The sequence below is a fragment of the Hydrocarboniphaga daqingensis genome, assembly GCF_900129825.1.
Lineage (GTDB): Bacteria > Pseudomonadota > Gammaproteobacteria > Nevskiales > Nevskiaceae > Hydrocarboniphaga > Hydrocarboniphaga daqingensis.
This window is the reverse complement of sequence record NZ_FQWZ01000001.1, coordinates 248,786-263,526: the sequence shown is the minus strand read 5'-3', so window position 1 is coordinate 263,526 and position 14,741 is coordinate 248,786. Positions and strand designations below refer to the sequence as shown.

The 14,741-nt window shown below is 65.9% G+C and carries 14 protein-coding genes; 11 read left to right on the top strand and 3 right to left on the bottom strand.

Translation table 11 applies throughout. The features are described 5' to 3' along the window. Nucleotides 1-10: 10 nt before the first annotated feature. The 6 genes from BUB09_RS01180 (at nt 11) to BUB09_RS01155 (ending at nt 6,597) form a co-directional block, all read left to right on the top strand. On the top strand, nt 11-706 hold the full coding sequence (locus tag BUB09_RS01180; protein ID WP_072892981.1) for a phosphoglycolate phosphatase: 696 nt from the start codon (nt 11-13) through the stop codon (nt 704-706). 4 nt (nt 707-710) lie between these two features. Next, nucleotides 711-1,322 carry a paraquat-inducible protein A gene (locus BUB09_RS01175; RefSeq protein WP_072892980.1) on the top strand — a complete coding sequence of 204 codons (612 nt, stop codon included), beginning with the start codon at nt 711-713 and terminating at the stop codon, nt 1,320-1,322. Then, nucleotides 1,315-2,022, top strand: coding sequence for a paraquat-inducible protein A (locus BUB09_RS01170; protein ID WP_072892977.1), 708 nt, complete (start codon nt 1,315-1,317; stop codon nt 2,020-2,022). Before BUB09_RS01175 ends, BUB09_RS01170 begins: the two co-directional genes overlap by 8 nt. 1 nt (nt 2,023) lies before the next feature. After that, complete coding sequence (locus BUB09_RS01165; protein WP_072892974.1) at nt 2,024-3,715, top strand: PqiB family protein; 1,692 nt, start codon at nt 2,024-2,026, stop codon at nt 3,713-3,715. Next, nucleotides 3,715-4,281, top strand: a complete 567-nt coding sequence (locus BUB09_RS01160) for a PqiC family protein (RefSeq protein ID WP_072892970.1) — start codon at nt 3,715-3,717, stop codon at nt 4,279-4,281. Before BUB09_RS01165 ends, BUB09_RS01160 begins: the two co-directional genes overlap by 1 nt. 129 nt (nt 4,282-4,410) lie before the next feature. Then, nucleotides 4,411-6,597 (top strand): M3 family metallopeptidase, encoded by a 2,187-nt coding sequence (locus BUB09_RS01155; protein ID WP_084083058.1) that lies wholly within the window; start codon nt 4,411-4,413, stop codon nt 6,595-6,597. A gap of 14 nt (nt 6,598-6,611) precedes the next feature. On the opposite strand, the gene BUB09_RS01150 is transcribed toward BUB09_RS01155, so the two are convergent. Continuing rightward, nucleotides 6,612-7,547 (bottom strand): peptidylprolyl isomerase, encoded by a 936-nt coding sequence (locus tag BUB09_RS01150; RefSeq protein WP_072892968.1) that lies wholly within the window; start codon nt 7,545-7,547, stop codon nt 6,612-6,614. Between the two features lie 78 nt (nt 7,548-7,625). On the opposite strand from BUB09_RS01150, the gene BUB09_RS01145 reads away from it, so the two are divergent. Next, nucleotides 7,626-8,660, top strand: coding sequence for an isocitrate/isopropylmalate dehydrogenase family protein (locus BUB09_RS01145; protein WP_072892965.1), 1,035 nt, complete (start codon nt 7,626-7,628; stop codon nt 8,658-8,660). A 21-nt stretch (nt 8,661-8,681) separates the two neighbouring features. On the opposite strand, the gene BUB09_RS01140 is transcribed toward BUB09_RS01145, so the two are convergent. Both BUB09_RS01140 and BUB09_RS01135 read right to left on the bottom strand, forming a co-directional pair. Beyond that, complete coding sequence (locus BUB09_RS01140) at nt 8,682-9,488, bottom strand: transglutaminase-like domain-containing protein (protein ID WP_072892963.1); 807 nt, start codon at nt 9,486-9,488, stop codon at nt 8,682-8,684. A gap of 112 nt (nt 9,489-9,600) precedes the next feature. Then, nucleotides 9,601-10,407, bottom strand: a complete 807-nt coding sequence (locus BUB09_RS01135; RefSeq protein ID WP_072892960.1) for an N-formylglutamate amidohydrolase — start codon at nt 10,405-10,407, stop codon at nt 9,601-9,603. Nucleotides 10,408-10,478: 71 nt separating this feature from the next. Here BUB09_RS01135 and BUB09_RS01130 point away from each other — a divergent pair, with 71 nt between their 5' ends. From BUB09_RS01130 to dinB, 4 genes are all read left to right on the top strand, one after another. Beyond that, complete coding sequence (locus tag BUB09_RS01130; RefSeq protein WP_072892957.1) at nt 10,479-11,594, top strand: zinc-binding metallopeptidase family protein; 1,116 nt, start codon at nt 10,479-10,481, stop codon at nt 11,592-11,594. Nucleotides 11,595-11,660: 66 nt separating this feature from the next. Further along, nucleotides 11,661-12,896 (top strand): phosphoglycerate dehydrogenase, encoded by a 1,236-nt coding sequence (serA, locus tag BUB09_RS01125; RefSeq protein WP_072892954.1) that lies wholly within the window; start codon nt 11,661-11,663, stop codon nt 12,894-12,896. Between the two features lie 78 nt (nt 12,897-12,974). After that, nucleotides 12,975-13,640, top strand: a complete 666-nt coding sequence (locus BUB09_RS01120; RefSeq protein ID WP_072892951.1) for a 2-hydroxychromene-2-carboxylate isomerase — start codon at nt 12,975-12,977, stop codon at nt 13,638-13,640. 15 nt (nt 13,641-13,655) lie between these two features. Continuing rightward, nucleotides 13,656-14,729 carry a DNA polymerase IV gene (gene dinB, locus BUB09_RS01115; RefSeq protein ID WP_072892949.1) on the top strand — a complete coding sequence of 358 codons (1,074 nt, stop codon included), beginning with the start codon at nt 13,656-13,658 and terminating at the stop codon, nt 14,727-14,729. Nucleotides 14,730-14,741: the final 12 nt, after the last annotated feature.

Genomic DNA, 14,741 nt, shown 5'->3' with positions numbered 1-14,741 from the left:
AAGGAATCCGATGCAGCTGATTATCTTCGATCTGGACGGCACGCTGGTCGACTCCCTGCCCGATCTGGTCAACGCCGTCAACGCGATGATGGCCGAGCATCAGCGTCCGCCGGTGGCGCGCGATGTCGTCGCGCCATGGATCGGGCGCGGCTCGCGCTGGCTGCTGCAGCAGGCTTTTGCGCACCACGGCATCGACAGCGGGGCGCCTGACTTCGACTTTGAAGCGGCGTTTGCGCGTTTCATGGTTCATTACGCGAATCATTTGATCGGCGAGACCGTGCTGTATCCCGGCGTGGCCGCTGCGCTGGCCGCACTGGCCTCACAAGGCACGCGGATGGCGGTCTGCACCAACAAGCCCGAGCGCTTCGTCGCGCCCCTGCTGCGCGCGATGGGCATCGAGCCGTACTTCGGCGCCGTACTCGGTGGAGACTCGCTGCCGCTGCGCAAACCCGACCCGGCGCCGCTGCTGCATCTGGCGCGGCACTTCGGCGTCAGCGTCGGCCAATGCCTGATGGTCGGCGACTCGCGCCACGACGTGGACGCGGCACGCGCCGCCGGCATGAGCGTGGTCGGCGTGCGTTACGGCTATGGTGGCGACGCCGACTTCGCGCAATCGCCTCCCGATGCGGTGTTCGACTCGCTGGAGCTGATCCCGCCCTGGCTTGCGCGTCAGGGCCTGCACCTGGCAACGGCGCGGCTGCACTGAGTCCATGGCGAACCACGCGATCGTGATCTGCGAGCACTGCGACGCGGTGTTCCAACGCCCGATGCTGGCGCCGGGTGTGCTGGCGCGCTGTACGCGCTGCGATGCGCCGCTGTACCGCAACCGCCCGCTCGACTTGGACGTGATGCTGGCGCTGGCACTGACCGCGTTGATCGTGCTGGTGCTGGCCAACGTATTCCCGATCGTCACCTTGCAAGTGTCCAACACCGAGCGCGAGGCCACGCTATGGGGCGCGATCCTGGCGACGTACGACACCGGCGTTGCCTTCGTCGCGCTGCTGGCCGCATTGACGGTGTTTTTCTTCCCGTTGCTGCAGATCCTGCTGTACCTGCATGTGCTGCTGCCGATGCGCTGGGGATTGCGGACGGCTGGATTCCGATACTCGATGCACGTGCTGCGCGCGATGCAGCCCTGGAGCATGGTCGAAGTGTTCGTGCTCGGCGTGCTGGTCGCCGTGGTCAAGCTGGCCGGAATGGCCGAGGTGACGCCGCAACTCGGCATGTGGGGCTTTGCGCTGCTGACCGTGCTGCTGACGCTGCTCAACAGCTTCGATCTGCACCAGTTATGGGATATCGCCCAGGAGCGCTGCGATGGCTGAATCCGGCCCCATCGTCACCGCCACCGAGCTCAACATCGTCGCCTGCAGTGCTTGCGGGCAGGTGGTCAAGCTCGGTGCGGAGCGCGAAGGTGCGCCGTGCCCACGCTGCGCTGCGCCGCTGCGCCACCGCAAGCGCAATGTCTACTCCCGCAGTTGGGCGCTGCTGATCAGCGCCAGCATTCTGTATGTTCCCGCTAACCTGCTGCCGATCATGCGCACCCGCACGATTGGCGGTGCACCGCGCGACGACACCATTCTCAGCGGCGTCGTCGAGTTGTGGACGGCCGGGTCGATCGACCTGGCGATCATCGTATTCGTCGCCAGCATCGTCGTGCCGCTGGTGAAGATCGCCACGCTTGCGATGCTGCTGATCACCGCGCAGCGTCGCTCATCGTGGGCGCGTCGCGGCCGGGCACGGATCTACCGCATCATCGAGTTCGTCGGCCACTGGTCGATGCTCGATATCTTCGTCGTTGCGCTGATGGCCGCTCTGGTGCGGTTTCAAACGCTGGCCGACATTACGCCGCGTCCCGGCGCCGTCGCGTTCGGTGCCGTCGTCGTGCTGACCATGCTGGCATCGCGCCGATTCGATCCGCGGCTGATCTGGGATGCGGCACCGGCGGCCGCGTCCGCCGCACCCATCGACGAGGTTCACGCTGTTGCTGCCGACGCTGCTCCGGCGTCTCCTGACCAGGCCTGACATGAGTCCACCCGATCCGAATCTGTTGAGCGATCTTCCCGAGCCCTCGCTGCGTCCGCCGCGTCGCTGGACGGTTTCGGTGATCTGGGTCGTGCCCTTGATCGCGGCGATTGCAGCCGGCGTGCTCGGCGTGCGCAGCTACCTGAGCTCGGGTCCGTCGATCGTGATCGACTTCAAGACGGCCGAAGGCATTGAGTCGGGCAAGACCGAGGTCCGGTACAAGGAAGTACCGATCGGCAAGGTGCGACGCACCGAGTTGACTGATGACGGCCAGGGTGTCCGCGTGCACGTCGATCTGATTCGCGACGCGCAGATCGCGGCGGTCGACGATTCGCGCTTCTGGGTGGTGCGGCCGCGCGTCGGCCTCGGCGGCGTTTCGGGCCTGGGCACGCTGATTTCGGGCGCTTATATCGGCGTCGACGTCGGCCATTCCAAGCAGGAACGCACCGAGTTTCGCGGCCTGGAAAAGCCGCCGGGCGTGACCAACGACCAGCAGGGCCGTCGTTTTGTGCTGACAACCAACGACCTGGGCTCGCTCGATGCTGGCTCGCCGGTCTACTACCGGCGCATCGCGGTCGGTCATATCGTCGACCGCGCACTCGACGCCGATGGCAAGCGCGTCACGCTGCAGATGTTCATCGACGCGCCTTACGACCGGTTCGTGACCACCAACGCCCGGTTCTGGAATGCCAGCGGCCTGGATGTCCAAGTCGATGCCAGCGGCTTCAGGCTGAACACGCAATCGCTGGCCACCGTCATTGCCGGCGGCATCGCGTTCCAGCCGTTTCCGGAAGACCAGCCGGGCGATCCGGCGCCGGAGAACACGCAGTTCACGCTGTTCGACGATCGCACCGCAGCGCAAGCGCCATCGGAAGCCGAGTCGGTGCGGTTGCGGCTGCGCTTTTACCAGAGCACACGGGGGCTCACGGTCGGGTCGCCGGTGGTGTTTCAAGGGATCGAGATCGGCCGCGTCAAGTCGCTCGAGCTGGACTTCGACCGTGAACGTCGCGACTTCTGGACCGACGTCGCCATCGACGTCTACCCGCGCAGCATGGGCCGTGCATTCGACAGTTGGCAGCGTCATTCCAAGCGCGAGCCCAAGACCGCCGATACCTTCTTCCGGATGCTGGTGGAGCGCAATCTGCGCGCACAGTTGCGCACGGCCAACCTGATCACCGGCCAGTTGTTCATCGCGCTCGACTTCGACCCGAAGAGCGCTCGCGTGGTGCCGCCGGCCGACCAGTCTCCGCTCGAAATCCCGACCTCTCGCGGCGAGTTCGATCAGATTCAAGAGCAGATCAGCAACATCGTCACCAAGCTCGATGCGATTCCGTTCGACCAGATCGGTAACAACCTCAACAGCACGCTGACCTCGGCCGACGCCTTGCTGAAGCGGCTCGACGGCCAGGTGTTGCCTGAGGTGCAGAAGGCCGTGCAGGACGCGCAGCGCACGCTCGGTGCCGCCAGTGACGCCTTGTCGGACGACAGCCGCCTGCAGAGCGATGTGCGCGACACGATGGACGAAGTCGGCCGCGCGGCGCGCTCGCTACGCACGCTGGCCGACTATCTGCAACGCCATCCCGAATCGCTGCTGCGCGGCCGCAAGGATGGCGATCCTGATCCGGCGCCGCCGGCCGGTGCCATCCCAGCGCTGCCCGCGACCAGCACCGTACCCGTCGTTCCGGAGTCCTGATGAACATCCGCCTGATTGCCGCTTCCTTGCTGCTCGTCATGCTGGCGGCTTGCGCATCGGCGCCGCCGATTCGCTACTACACGCTGCTGCGTCCGCTGGACGCGGGCGCGCTGCCGCAGCAGGCCTCGATGATTGACGTCGATGCGGTCAAGGTGCCGGCCGCTGCGGACTACCCGCAGCTGGTCGTGCGCCAAGGCGCCGAGCGCGTCGCCTTGGTCGAGGGTCAGCAGTGGATCGCCCCGCTGCCCGATGAGATCCGCAACGGCTTGACGGCGCGGCTGGCCGGCATCGCCGCCCCGGATGGCGTGCGACTGAGCGTCGCGATCACGCGGTTCGAATCGGTACTGGGTGGCTACGCGCTGGTCGAAGCCCAGTGGCAGTTGCGCGGCGCCACACGCGACGCGACGCTGCAGTGCGCGTTTCGCCGTGTCGAGCCGGTCGCCGACGGCTTTGATGCGCTGGTCGCCGGGCATCAGCGCGCACTCGACGCACTGGCCGATGCGGTCTCGCGCGCGGTACCGACGGTGGCGCCGGGCGCAGCGCCAGCGTGTCCGCCTGCGGTCTGAGTGGTGGATGACGCCGCGCTTGGGGGTTTTCCCGGCCGTGATCGCCGTGCGGTGTCGGCCTCCAACCGGCTAATGTCGCCCTCGGCTGCGGGCTAGCCCGTGTCCACCCAAAATCAAAACAAGGGACCCATGAAAAACCCGATGATGACGACGCTGCTGGCCGGCGGCCTTGTCGCTTGCGCCAGCCAGCCGACGCCCCCGACCGAGTCCGCCACGATGCCGTCCACGCGCGATGCGTCTTCTACCGTTGCCGTCGAGGCTGCTACGGCCAATCCCTTGCTGGGCCTGAGCACGCTGCCGTACCACTACCCGCCGTTCGACCGCTTCCGCAACGAACACTTCATGCCGGCCTTCGAGATCGGCATGGCCGAAGGGCGTGCCGAGATCGAGCGCATCGCGGCCAATCCAGCGGCGCCGACGTTCGACAACACGATCGTCGCGATGGAGCGCAGCGGTCAGACGCTGGGCCGCGTGTCGGCCGTGTTTTTCAATTTGACCAGCGCGCACACCAACGACGAGCTTGATCGCATCGACGCCGACGTATCGCCCAAGCTGTCGGCGTACAACGATGCGATCGTGCTCGACGCCCGGCTGTTTGGCCGCGTGCGTGCGCTGTACGAGCAGCGTGCCACGCTCGGCCTCGACGCTGAGAGCCAGCGCTTGCTGGAGCGTTACTACGTCAACTTCATCCGCGCCGGCGCGCAGTTGTCGGATGCCGACAAGGACAAGCTCAAGGCCTACAACGAGCAACTGGCCAAGCTGACCACGCAGTTCCAGCAGAACGTGCTCAAAGAAACCAACGACTCGGCCGTCGTCGTCGATACGCGCGCCGAACTCGACGGATTGGACGACAGCGCCATTGCCGCGGCGGCTGCCGCCGCCAAGGCCAAGGGGCTCGACGGCAAGTTCGTGCTCAAGTTGCAGAACACCAGCGGCCAACCGGCGCTGGCCGTGTTGAAGAACCGTGCGCTGCGCGAGCGGCTGTACAAGGCATCGATCGAACGCGGCAACCGTGGCAACGACGCCGACAACAAGGCGGTCGTCGCGGCGATCGTCCAAGTCCGCGCGGATCGCGCCCACTTGCTCGGCTACCCGAGCCACGCGGCGTATCAGCTGGAAGACACCACGGCCAAGACCACGGCCGCCGTCAACAAGCTGCTGGGGCAGCTGGCAGCGCCGGCGGTCGGCAATGCACGACGCGAAGCGGCCGACATGCAAAAGATCATTGACGCGCAGCGTGGCGGCTTCAAGCTGGCGGCCTGGGACTGGGCCTACTACGCCGAGGCGGTACGCAAGCAGCGCTACGATCTGGACGAGAGCGAGATCAAGCCGTACTTCGAGCTGCGCAGCGTGCTGGAGAACGGCGTGTTTTATGCCGCTCACGAGTTGTATGGCCTGAGCTTTTCGGAGCGTACCGATCTGCCCAAGTACCACCCGGACATCCGCACGTTCGAAGTTTTCCACGACGGCAAGGCGCTCGGCATCTTCATCTTCGATCCGTTCAAGCGTGACTCCAAGCGCGGCGGCGCCTGGATGAATTCCTACGTCGACCAGAGCGCGCTGTTCGGCTACAAGCCGGTGGTCGCCAACCACTTGAACATCACCAAGCCGGCCGACGGTCAGCCAGTGCTGCTGACGTCGGACGAAGTGCAGACCACGTTCCACGAGTTCGGCCATGCGCTGCACGGCTTGTTCTCAAACGTGCGCTACCCGCTGTTTTCCGGCACCAGCGTGCCGCGCGACTTTGTCGAGTACCCGTCGCAGGCCAACGAGATGTGGGCCACCTGGCCCAAGGTGCTGGCCAATTACGCCAAGCACTACCAGACCGGCGAGCCGATGCCGCTGGCACTGGTGGCCAAGATCCAGGCGGCCGAAAAGTTCAACCAGGGCTTTGCGACCACCGAGTATCTGTCCGCGTCATTGCTCGATCAGGTCTGGCACCAGCTGTCGCCGGAGCAAGCGCGCGTTTCCGACGTTGCCGCATTTGAACAGCGTGCCTTGGCCAATGCCGGCGTCGACTATGCACCGGTGCCGCCGCGCTATCGCACGACCTACTTCTCGCACACGTTCTCCGGTGGCTATTCGGCCGGCTACTACTCCTACATCTGGAGCGAGGTGCTGGTTGCCGATACCGACAACTGGTTCAAGGAGAACGGTGGCCTCAAGCGCGAGAACGGCGACTGGTATCGCGAGCGCTTGCTGTCGCGCGGCGGCAGCGTCGAGGCGATGCAGTTGTACCGCGACTTTCGCGGCCGCGATCCGATCATCGAGCCGCTGCTGGAGCGTCGCGGCCTGACGCCGGCCGCGAGTCGCTGACGGCCCTAACCGCGCTAACCGCGCGGTGTCTGGCGCACCGGCACGCCGACATTGCACAGGTCGACGTGACCGGTGGCTTCGATGAACCAGGGGTCACGTCGGTTGCGCCGGGTGTCGACGTAGGCTGCCCACAGCGGCGTATTGGTGCGCAGCACCTGCAACGCAGGGCGTTCGGACGTCGGCAGATCCGCTGCGGCGCGGATGCTCGCGATCGTCACGTACTGATCCGGCTTTTCGTAAAAGCCCAGCGGGCCGGTGCCACGCGGCAGCGCGGTCAGCTGATCCATGCCCTGCAGCACGCGTCCGGCCAGCGTGATGTTGCGGTCGAGGTGGCGCGGTGCGTGGCCGATCACCACGTACAGCTCCGGGCCGCCGCCGCTGTCGGCGCCCATGCCGCGACCAACGCCAAGCGCGCCGTAGCAATGGGCCAGCCAAGCTTGTCCCCGCGCCGGGTCGCGTGCGGCTGCAAATCCACCGCTGTGCCCGACTTGTGCGGCATACACATCGCCATCGGGCAGCGGTGTGAACTCGGCGAGCCCGGCGATCGGGCGACTGAATTCCCCTGGCAGCGTGCGCTGTGCAGCACCGACGCTACGCGGCTGCTGTTCGTTCGGATCGCCCCATTGCACGACGTAGTTGTCCTGCACGCGCAGGATCGCCAGGCCGTCGTAATAGCCGCTGCGCGCCAGCTGACGGATGTTGTCCGCATGCAGCGGGGCAAACTCCGGCGCCAGTTCCATCAGCACGCGGCCGCCTCCGGCCAGCGTCATCACCAGCAATTGCTCGGGCGGCACCTCGCGCCAGTCGGCCGCCGTGCTGGCGGCGAGCACCGCGCTGCTGCTGGCGGGCGGTTGTGGTGCGGCGCTGCCGGGCGCAAGCGCCGGGTGCGTCTGGCAGCCGATGATGGCGGCCGACAGCATCGCAATGCCTAGAAAATGGATGGCACGCATCGGAAAATCCCCTTCGATTACGGCGCGTTTCGGCGCTAGAGTGGCGAGCTTGTATACGACCTACGGACGGAAAACCCTATGACGAACACTCCCATTCGCGCCACTTTGATCCCCGGCGACGGTATCGGCCCGGAAATCATGGAAGCAACGCTCAAGGCGCTCGAAGCGCTGCAGGCGCCGTTCGAATGGGACGTCCAGACCGCTGGCCTGGCCGCCATGCAGACCACCGGCGATGCGCTGCCACCAGCGACGATGGAGTCGATCCGCAGCACCCGGCTGGCGCTGAAGGGTCCGCTGGAAACGCCATCCGGCGGTGGCTATCGCAGCAGCAACGTGCGCTTGCGCGAAGCGTTCAAGCTGTACGCCAACGTGCGTCCGACCAAAACGATCATCCCGGGCGGCCGCTACGAGAACGTGGATCTGATGGTGTTCCGCGAAAACGTCGAAGGCTTGTACATGGGCTACGAGCACTTCATTCCGATGGACGGTGATCCCGAGGCCGTCGCGATCGCCACCGGCGTCAATACCCGCCAGGGTTCGCGCCGACTGCTCGAGTACGCATTCGAAAACGCGATCGCGCTTGGCCGCAAGAAAGTCACCGTGGTGCACAAGGCCAACATCATGAAGGCGCTGACCGGCATCTTTCTCGATGAAGCGCGCAAGCTCTACAAGAGCAAGTATGAAGGCCGGATTCTGATGGACGAGGCGATCGTCGATGCCTGCACGATGAAGCTGGTGATCAATCCGTGGCAGTTCGACACGCTGGTCACGACCAATCTGTTCGGCGACATCATCTCCGACTTGTGCGCCGGCCTCGTCGGCGGCTTGGGCATGGCGCCGGGTGCCAACATTGGCGCTGATGCGGCGATCTTCGAAGCCGTGCACGGTTCGGCACCGGACATCGCCGGCAAGGGCATCGCCAACCCGATCGCGCTGATGCTCGGCGCGGCCATGATGCTCGACCACGTCAAGCTGCACGACAAGGCCACGCGCCTGCGGACCGCGATTGATCAGACCGTCAACCTCGACAAGGTGCGCACCGGCGATCTGGGCGGCAGCGCCAGCACGCGCGTGTTCACCGATGCGCTGGTCGCGCGGATCGCAGCGGCCTGATTTGGCGCCTGCAGGCCGATCTCAGCCGACTTCGTCGGTCCAGACCTTGAAGCGGAGCAGCGTGGTCGGGCCGTACGACGTCGAGATCGCCACGTCGGCGGCGTCGCGGCCGCGGGCGATCGGAATGCGGCCGATCCTGCGCGCTCCGTTTCTGGGGTCGAAGAAGTGCCAGGCGTCGCCGACATAGGCCTCCAGGCAACCGGCGAAATCCATCGGCGCATCGACTTTGGGTACGCCGATGTCACCTAGATAGGTCGTGCAGTAGCGCGCCGGTATGTTCAAGGCGCGCAGCATCGCGATCGCCAGATGCGCATAGTCGCGGCACACGCCGAGCTTTTCGTTGTAGGCCTCGAACGCGGTTTTCGTCGGTCGCGCATAGGCGTACCCAAAGCTCAGATGTTGGTGCACCCAATCGCACACGGCCTGCACGCGCCACCAGCCCGGTGATACCGAGCCGAACAACTGCCAGGCGACCGGCAGCAGCAGATCACTCTCGCAATAGCGGCTCGGCAGCAGGTAGACCAGCGTGTCGTTCGGCAACTCGTTGACCGGAACTTCGCGCGCACTAGGGTATTCGGGCTCCGGCAGGCCGCTGTCGATCACCACGGTGTCCGAACTGATCTGAAACGCCCCTTGAGGCGCGACCAGCCGCGTACAGAAGTTGCCGTACGCGTCGTGGTACTGCTCCAACGGAACGGCCGGCTGCGTCTGCAATCGATCGGGCTCCTGAAGGTCGCCGCTGCGGCAGGCATGCACGTTCAGGGTCAGGATCATCGGCGTCGGCTGCGGACAGTCGAACGCCATTTCAAAGCCCACACGGATCAGCATCTCGGGTATCCCTGCGCGCGGGGTGGCGCGATCTGTGAGCGGTGTAGCCCACGGCGGCTTGCCGTGAACTTAAAGCAGGCGCAGCGGCGCGGCCGTGTTGGCGCGATAACGCTCAGCGATCGGGTAGCGGACGCAACGTCAGATCGCGCAGAGCATCCGCAAGAAAGCGAGCCCATTGGTGTTGCTGCGCCGGCGTTGCGATCAGGTCCTGACGAATCTCCAACTCGACGTAGGGCAGGCCCAGCGCCTCACCATACCGATTCAGCGCAACGTCCGTGCCGTCTGCACCGGAATACGGCTCGTTATCGCCGATGCACAGCGCGTCGACGGGCGTCTGCGGTAGCGCCTGCAGACTCGCTTTGAGCGCCAGCGCGAGCCGCGCGTCACGGTGATACAGCAGCCCCAGATGCCAGGGTCGCCGCTGCGATTGCAGCAGCGGAGTGAAGCTGTGGAGCAGCAGCAGCCAACTGGGTTGGCCCCGATGCGCGCGCTGCGCCAAGGTCTGCTCGATGCACGCGTGATAGGGGTCGTAGATCGCGCGTCGGCGCGCGAGGCGCTGCGCGGCATCCAGGCCGACGTTGCCGGGAATGATGCTGCCGTCGCTGGATTCGACGATCGAGCCGTCGCTGGCCGGATCACGATTGCAGTCGATCACCAGACGCGAATAGCGCTGTGCGATGAACGTGGCGTCGAGCTGCGCCGCCAAGGCATCGCCCAAGCCTTGCACGCCGATGTCGCAGGCGATGTGGCGTTGCCAGTCAGCCTGCGGCAGTCCCAGATCGCCCAGCTGCGATGGCACGTGCAAGCCGGCGTGATCGCCGGTCAGCAGCCAGCGTGAGCGCGCGTGCTCGCCGGTCCGGTATGCCGGGGCGGGTTCGGCGGCACCGAGCAGGCCTGCGCTACCATCGTGATCGTTCATGTCCAGTCCAGTGGTCACGGTCAGGCTATGCGGCGCCGCCGCGTGCGATACGCGGCCCGACAAGGTAGTCCATGAAAGTCTTCCACTGCCAGCATTGCCAGAACACGGTCTTCTTCGAGAACGTGAACTGCACGCACTGCGGCCACGCGCTGGCGTTTCTGCCGGACACCTGCGAGATGGCAGCGCTGGAGCCCGAAGTCGACGATCGCTGGCGCTCACTGGCGCCGGCTTCCAAGGGCCGTCGTTACCGTCTCTGCGCCAACTACCCGCAGCATCAGGTGTGCAACTGGGCCGTGCCGGCCGACGATGAGCAGACGCTGTGTGTGTCGTGTCGTCTGACCCAAGTGCTGCCCAACTTGGAGTTGCCGGGCAAGCTCGAACAATGGGCGCGCCTCGAATCTGCCAAGCGGCGCTTGGTCTACAGCCTGATCGAACTGAAGCTGCCGTTGCAGAGTCGTCAACAGGACCCGGTGCGTGGCCTGGCATTCGAGTTTCTCAGCGACGAGTTGGTCGCCGATGCGCCGGTGCTGACCGGACACGACAACGGGCTGATCACGATCAACGCCGCCGAAGCCGATGATCTGGAACGCGAGAAGCGGCGGCTGGCGCTGCATGAGCCTTATCGCACGCTGCTGGGTCACTTCCGTCATGAAGTCGGCCATTACTACTGGGACCAGTTGATCAAGGACGATGCGGCGAAGCTCGACGCATTCCGCGCCCTGTTTGGTGACGAGCGCGACGATTACGCGGCGGCGCTGCAGCGCCATTACCAGGCGGGGCCCGCAGCCGACTGGCAGACGCGCTTCGTCAGCAGCTATGCCAGTTCGCATCCCTGGGAGGACTGGGCTGAAACCTGGGCGCATTACCTGCATATGATCGACTCGCTGGAAACGGCAGCGGCCTGCGGCTTGGCACTGCAACCGAAGCGCCGCGACGAGCCCAGGCTGCAACCGCCGCCGAACGTCGAGGCGTCGCGTACGCAGCCGTTCGACCAGATGATCGACAACTGGCTGTCGCTGACGTACGCGCTCAACAGCCTCAGCCGCAGCCTGGGCCAGCCCGACAGCTATCCGTTCATGCTGTCGCCGGCCAGTATCGACAAGCTGCGTTTCATCCACGACACGGTCAGCCGCCGCACTCCGCAGGCCGACGATGGCCTGCGCGCCGGTCCGGCAGTGGCGGCCTAACATGTTCACTGGCAGGCCCCTCTGGCATAGTGCGCGCCCCCAATTTTGGCTCCCGGGTGATGCATCGTGAAAAAGACCTCGTTTCCCAAGCAGGACATCAAGGTGCTGTTGCTCGAAGGCGTGGCACGCACGGCCGTGGAAACCTTCCGCGCGGCCGGCTACAGCAACATCGAGTTTCATGAAAAGTCGCTGCCCGAAGCCGAGTTGGCCGCTGCGGTCGCCACGGCGCACATCGTCGGCATCCGCTCGCGCAGCCAGCTGACGCCGGAAATCTTCCAGAACTCGCGGCGGTTGATGGCCGTTGGTGCGTTCTGCATCGGCACCAACCAGATCGCGCTCGACGCAGCGCAGGCGCGCGGCATTCCGGTGTTCAACGCGCCGTACTCGAACACGCGCAGCGTGGCCGAGCTGGTGATCGCCGAGGCGATCATGCTGATGCGCCGCATCCCCGAGAAGAGCGCCCAGTGTCATGTCGGCGGCTGGTCGAAGTCGGCCGTCGGCAGCTATGAAGTGCGCGGCAAGACGCTGGGCATCGTCGGCTATGGCCACATCGGCACGCAGGTCGGCGTGCTGGCCGAAAGCCTGGGCATGCGCGTGATCTTCTACGACATCGAAACGCAGCTGGCGCTGGGCAATGCCACGCCGGTGGCCTCGCTCGGTGAGCTGCTGGCGCGCAGCGACATCGTCACGCTGCACGTGCCCGAAACGCCGCAGACGCAGTGGATGATTGGCGCTGCCGAGTTTGCGGCGATGAAGCCGGGCGCGCTGTTCATCAATGCCGCGCGTGGCACTGTCGTTGTCATCGAAGCGCTGGCCGAGGCGATCCGCAGCGGCCAGATCGGTGGCGCTGCCGTCGACGTATTCCCGGTCGAGCCCAAGGGCAACAACGAGGCTTTCGTATCGCCGCTGCAGGGCTTGCCGAACGTGATCCTGACGCCGCACGTCGGCGGCAGCACGTTCGAAGCGCAGGAGAACATCGGCCTTGAAGTCGCGGCCAAGCTGATCCGCTACAGCGACAACGGCTCGACGCTGTCGGCCGTCAACTTCCCCGAAGTGTCGCTGCCCGAGCATCCGACCAGTCGCCGCTTGCTGCACATCCACCGCAACATGCCGGGCATGCTGATGCAGATCAACAATCTGTTCTCGGCCGAAGCGGTCAACATCGACGCGCAGTTCCTGCAGACCAGCGGCGAAGTCGGCTACGTGGTCATCGACGTGTCGGCCAACGAGGAGCAGGCCGAGACGCTGAAGGACAAGCTGGCAGCGATCCCCGGCACGCTGAAGACGCGACTGCTGTACTGAGTCGCCGGGCCGGCCGACGGATGTGTCGGCCGGCCGCAGCGGCGGCTATGCTCGCGGCTTTCCGATGGAGAGCGCGACATGCAAGCCGACTGGTTCTTTGATTTCGTCTCGCCGTTTTCCTACCTGCAATGGCCGCAGGTGCGTGCCTTGCACGAGAACGGCCGCGTCCAGATCACACCGCGCCCGTTCCTGTTCGGCGCGCTGCTCGATCACCTGGGCTCGATAGGCCCGGCTGAACTGCCGGCCAAGCGCCGCTTCACGTATCGGATGGCCTCATGGCAGGGCCAGCAGCTTGGGCGGCCGCTGCGCTTTCCGCCGACGCATCCGTTCAACCCGATGCCGGCGCTGCGGCTGTGCGTCGCGGCGGGCTCTGGCTTCGACACGATCGACGCGATCTTTGACTGGATCTGGCGCGACGGCCACGGCGCCGACACGGTCGATGCCTTGTTGCCGCTGGCCGAGCGGCTCGGTGTCCGTGACGCGGCCGCGGCGCTGGCCAGCGCCGAGGTCAAGCAGACGTTGCGCGATCACTACGACCGTGCGATCGCCGCCCAGGTGTTCGGTGTGCCGAGCCTGGTAGCCGGTGGTGAAGTGTTCTGGGGCAACGACGCGACGCCGCTGTTCCTGGCCTGGCTGGACAATCCGCAGCTGTTCGCCAGCCCCGAGATGCAGCGCATCGACGCGCTGCCGATCGGCATCCAGCGCGCTGCAATCGCCGCGCGCGCGGCGGCCAAGGCGCCGTAGCGACGCGGCATCGCCGTGCGCAAGATCATCCATGTCGACATGGATGCGTTCTACGCATCGGTGGAACAGCGCGACGACCCGCAGCTGCGCGGTCGGCCCGTGGTTGTTGCGTGGCGCGGTCAGCGATCGGTGGTCTGCGCGGCCTCCTATGAGGCGCGGCGCTACGGCATCCGCTCGGCGATGCCGGCCGTGCGCGCCGAGCGCCTATGCCCCGATGCGGTGTTCGTCGCGCCCGACTTCAACCGCTATCGTGCGGTATCACGCGCGGTGCGCGAGATCATGCTGCGGCATACCGACCTGGTCGAGCCCTTGTCGCTCGACGAGGCGTATCTGGACGTCACCGATAACAAGACCGGCCTGCCAACCGCGACCCGCGTCGCCAAGGCCATCCGCGAACAGATCCGCACCGAGCTGTCGCTGACCGCATCGGCGGGCGTCGCGCCGAACAAGTTCCTGGCCAAGATCGCGTCGGACTGGAACAAGCCCGACGGTCTGTTCGTGATCCGCCCCGAAGAGGTCGATGCATTCATGCCGACGCTGCCGGTGACGCGCTTGCCAGGTGTCGGCAAGGTCACCGGCGAGCGGCTGGCGGCGATCGGCGTCGCTACTTGTGGTGACCTGCAACGGGTGCCCTTGGCCGAGCTGGAGCAACGCTTCGGCCGTTACGGCGCGCGGCTGCACCAGCTGTCGCAGGGCATCGACCACAGCACGGTCAAGCCCGATCGGCCCACGCAGTCGGTGTCGGCCGAAGACACGTTTCGCGAGGACCTGCCGCTGTCGCAGCTGGCGCCGCATATCGAGGCGCTGGCCGACAAGGCATGGGCGGCATCCCGCAAGACCGCACGGATCGGTCGCACCGTTGTGCTCAAGCTCAAGACCGCCGACTTCCGGATTCTGACGCGCAGCCACACGCCACCGACGCCGCCCGACACACTGGCCGCGTTCCGCGATATCGCGCTGAACCTGCGTGAGCGCGTCGAGCTGGACCCCGAGACCCGCTATCGACTGGTTGGAGTCGGCCTCGGCAACTTCACCGATCCGGGCCACCCGGATGCCGTCGCCGAGCCGCAGAGCGAGCTACGGTTCTGAAGCGCGTGGCTC

Bases quoted from the DNA above. Each gene is read 5' to 3' on its own strand.
- BUB09_RS01180 (WP_072892981.1), top strand. From the start codon at position 11: ATGCAGCTGATTATCTTCGATCTGGACGGCACGCTGGTCGACTCCCTG.
- BUB09_RS01175 (WP_072892980.1), top strand. From the start codon at position 711: ATGGCGAACCACGCGATCGTGATCTGCGAGCACTGCGACGCGGTGTTC.
- BUB09_RS01170 (WP_072892977.1), top strand. From the start codon at position 1,315: ATGGCTGAATCCGGCCCCATCGTCACCGCCACCGAGCTCAACATCGTC.
- BUB09_RS01165 (WP_072892974.1), top strand. From the start codon at position 2,024: ATGAGTCCACCCGATCCGAATCTGTTGAGCGATCTTCCCGAGCCCTCG.
- BUB09_RS01160 (WP_072892970.1), top strand. From the start codon at position 3,715: ATGAACATCCGCCTGATTGCCGCTTCCTTGCTGCTCGTCATGCTGGCG.
- BUB09_RS01155 (WP_084083058.1), top strand. From the start codon at position 4,411: ATGAAAAACCCGATGATGACGACGCTGCTGGCCGGCGGCCTTGTCGCT.
- BUB09_RS01150 (WP_072892968.1), bottom strand. From the start codon at position 7,547: ATGCGTGCCATCCATTTTCTAGGCATTGCGATGCTGTCGGCCGCCATC.
- BUB09_RS01145 (WP_072892965.1), top strand. From the start codon at position 7,626: ATGACGAACACTCCCATTCGCGCCACTTTGATCCCCGGCGACGGTATC.
- BUB09_RS01140 (WP_072892963.1), bottom strand. From the start codon at position 9,488: ATGCTGATCCGTGTGGGCTTTGAAATGGCGTTCGACTGTCCGCAGCCG.
- BUB09_RS01135 (WP_072892960.1), bottom strand. From the start codon at position 10,407: ATGAACGATCACGATGGTAGCGCAGGCCTGCTCGGTGCCGCCGAACCC.
- BUB09_RS01130 (WP_072892957.1), top strand. From the start codon at position 10,479: ATGAAAGTCTTCCACTGCCAGCATTGCCAGAACACGGTCTTCTTCGAG.
- BUB09_RS01120 (WP_072892951.1), top strand. From the start codon at position 12,975: ATGCAAGCCGACTGGTTCTTTGATTTCGTCTCGCCGTTTTCCTACCTG.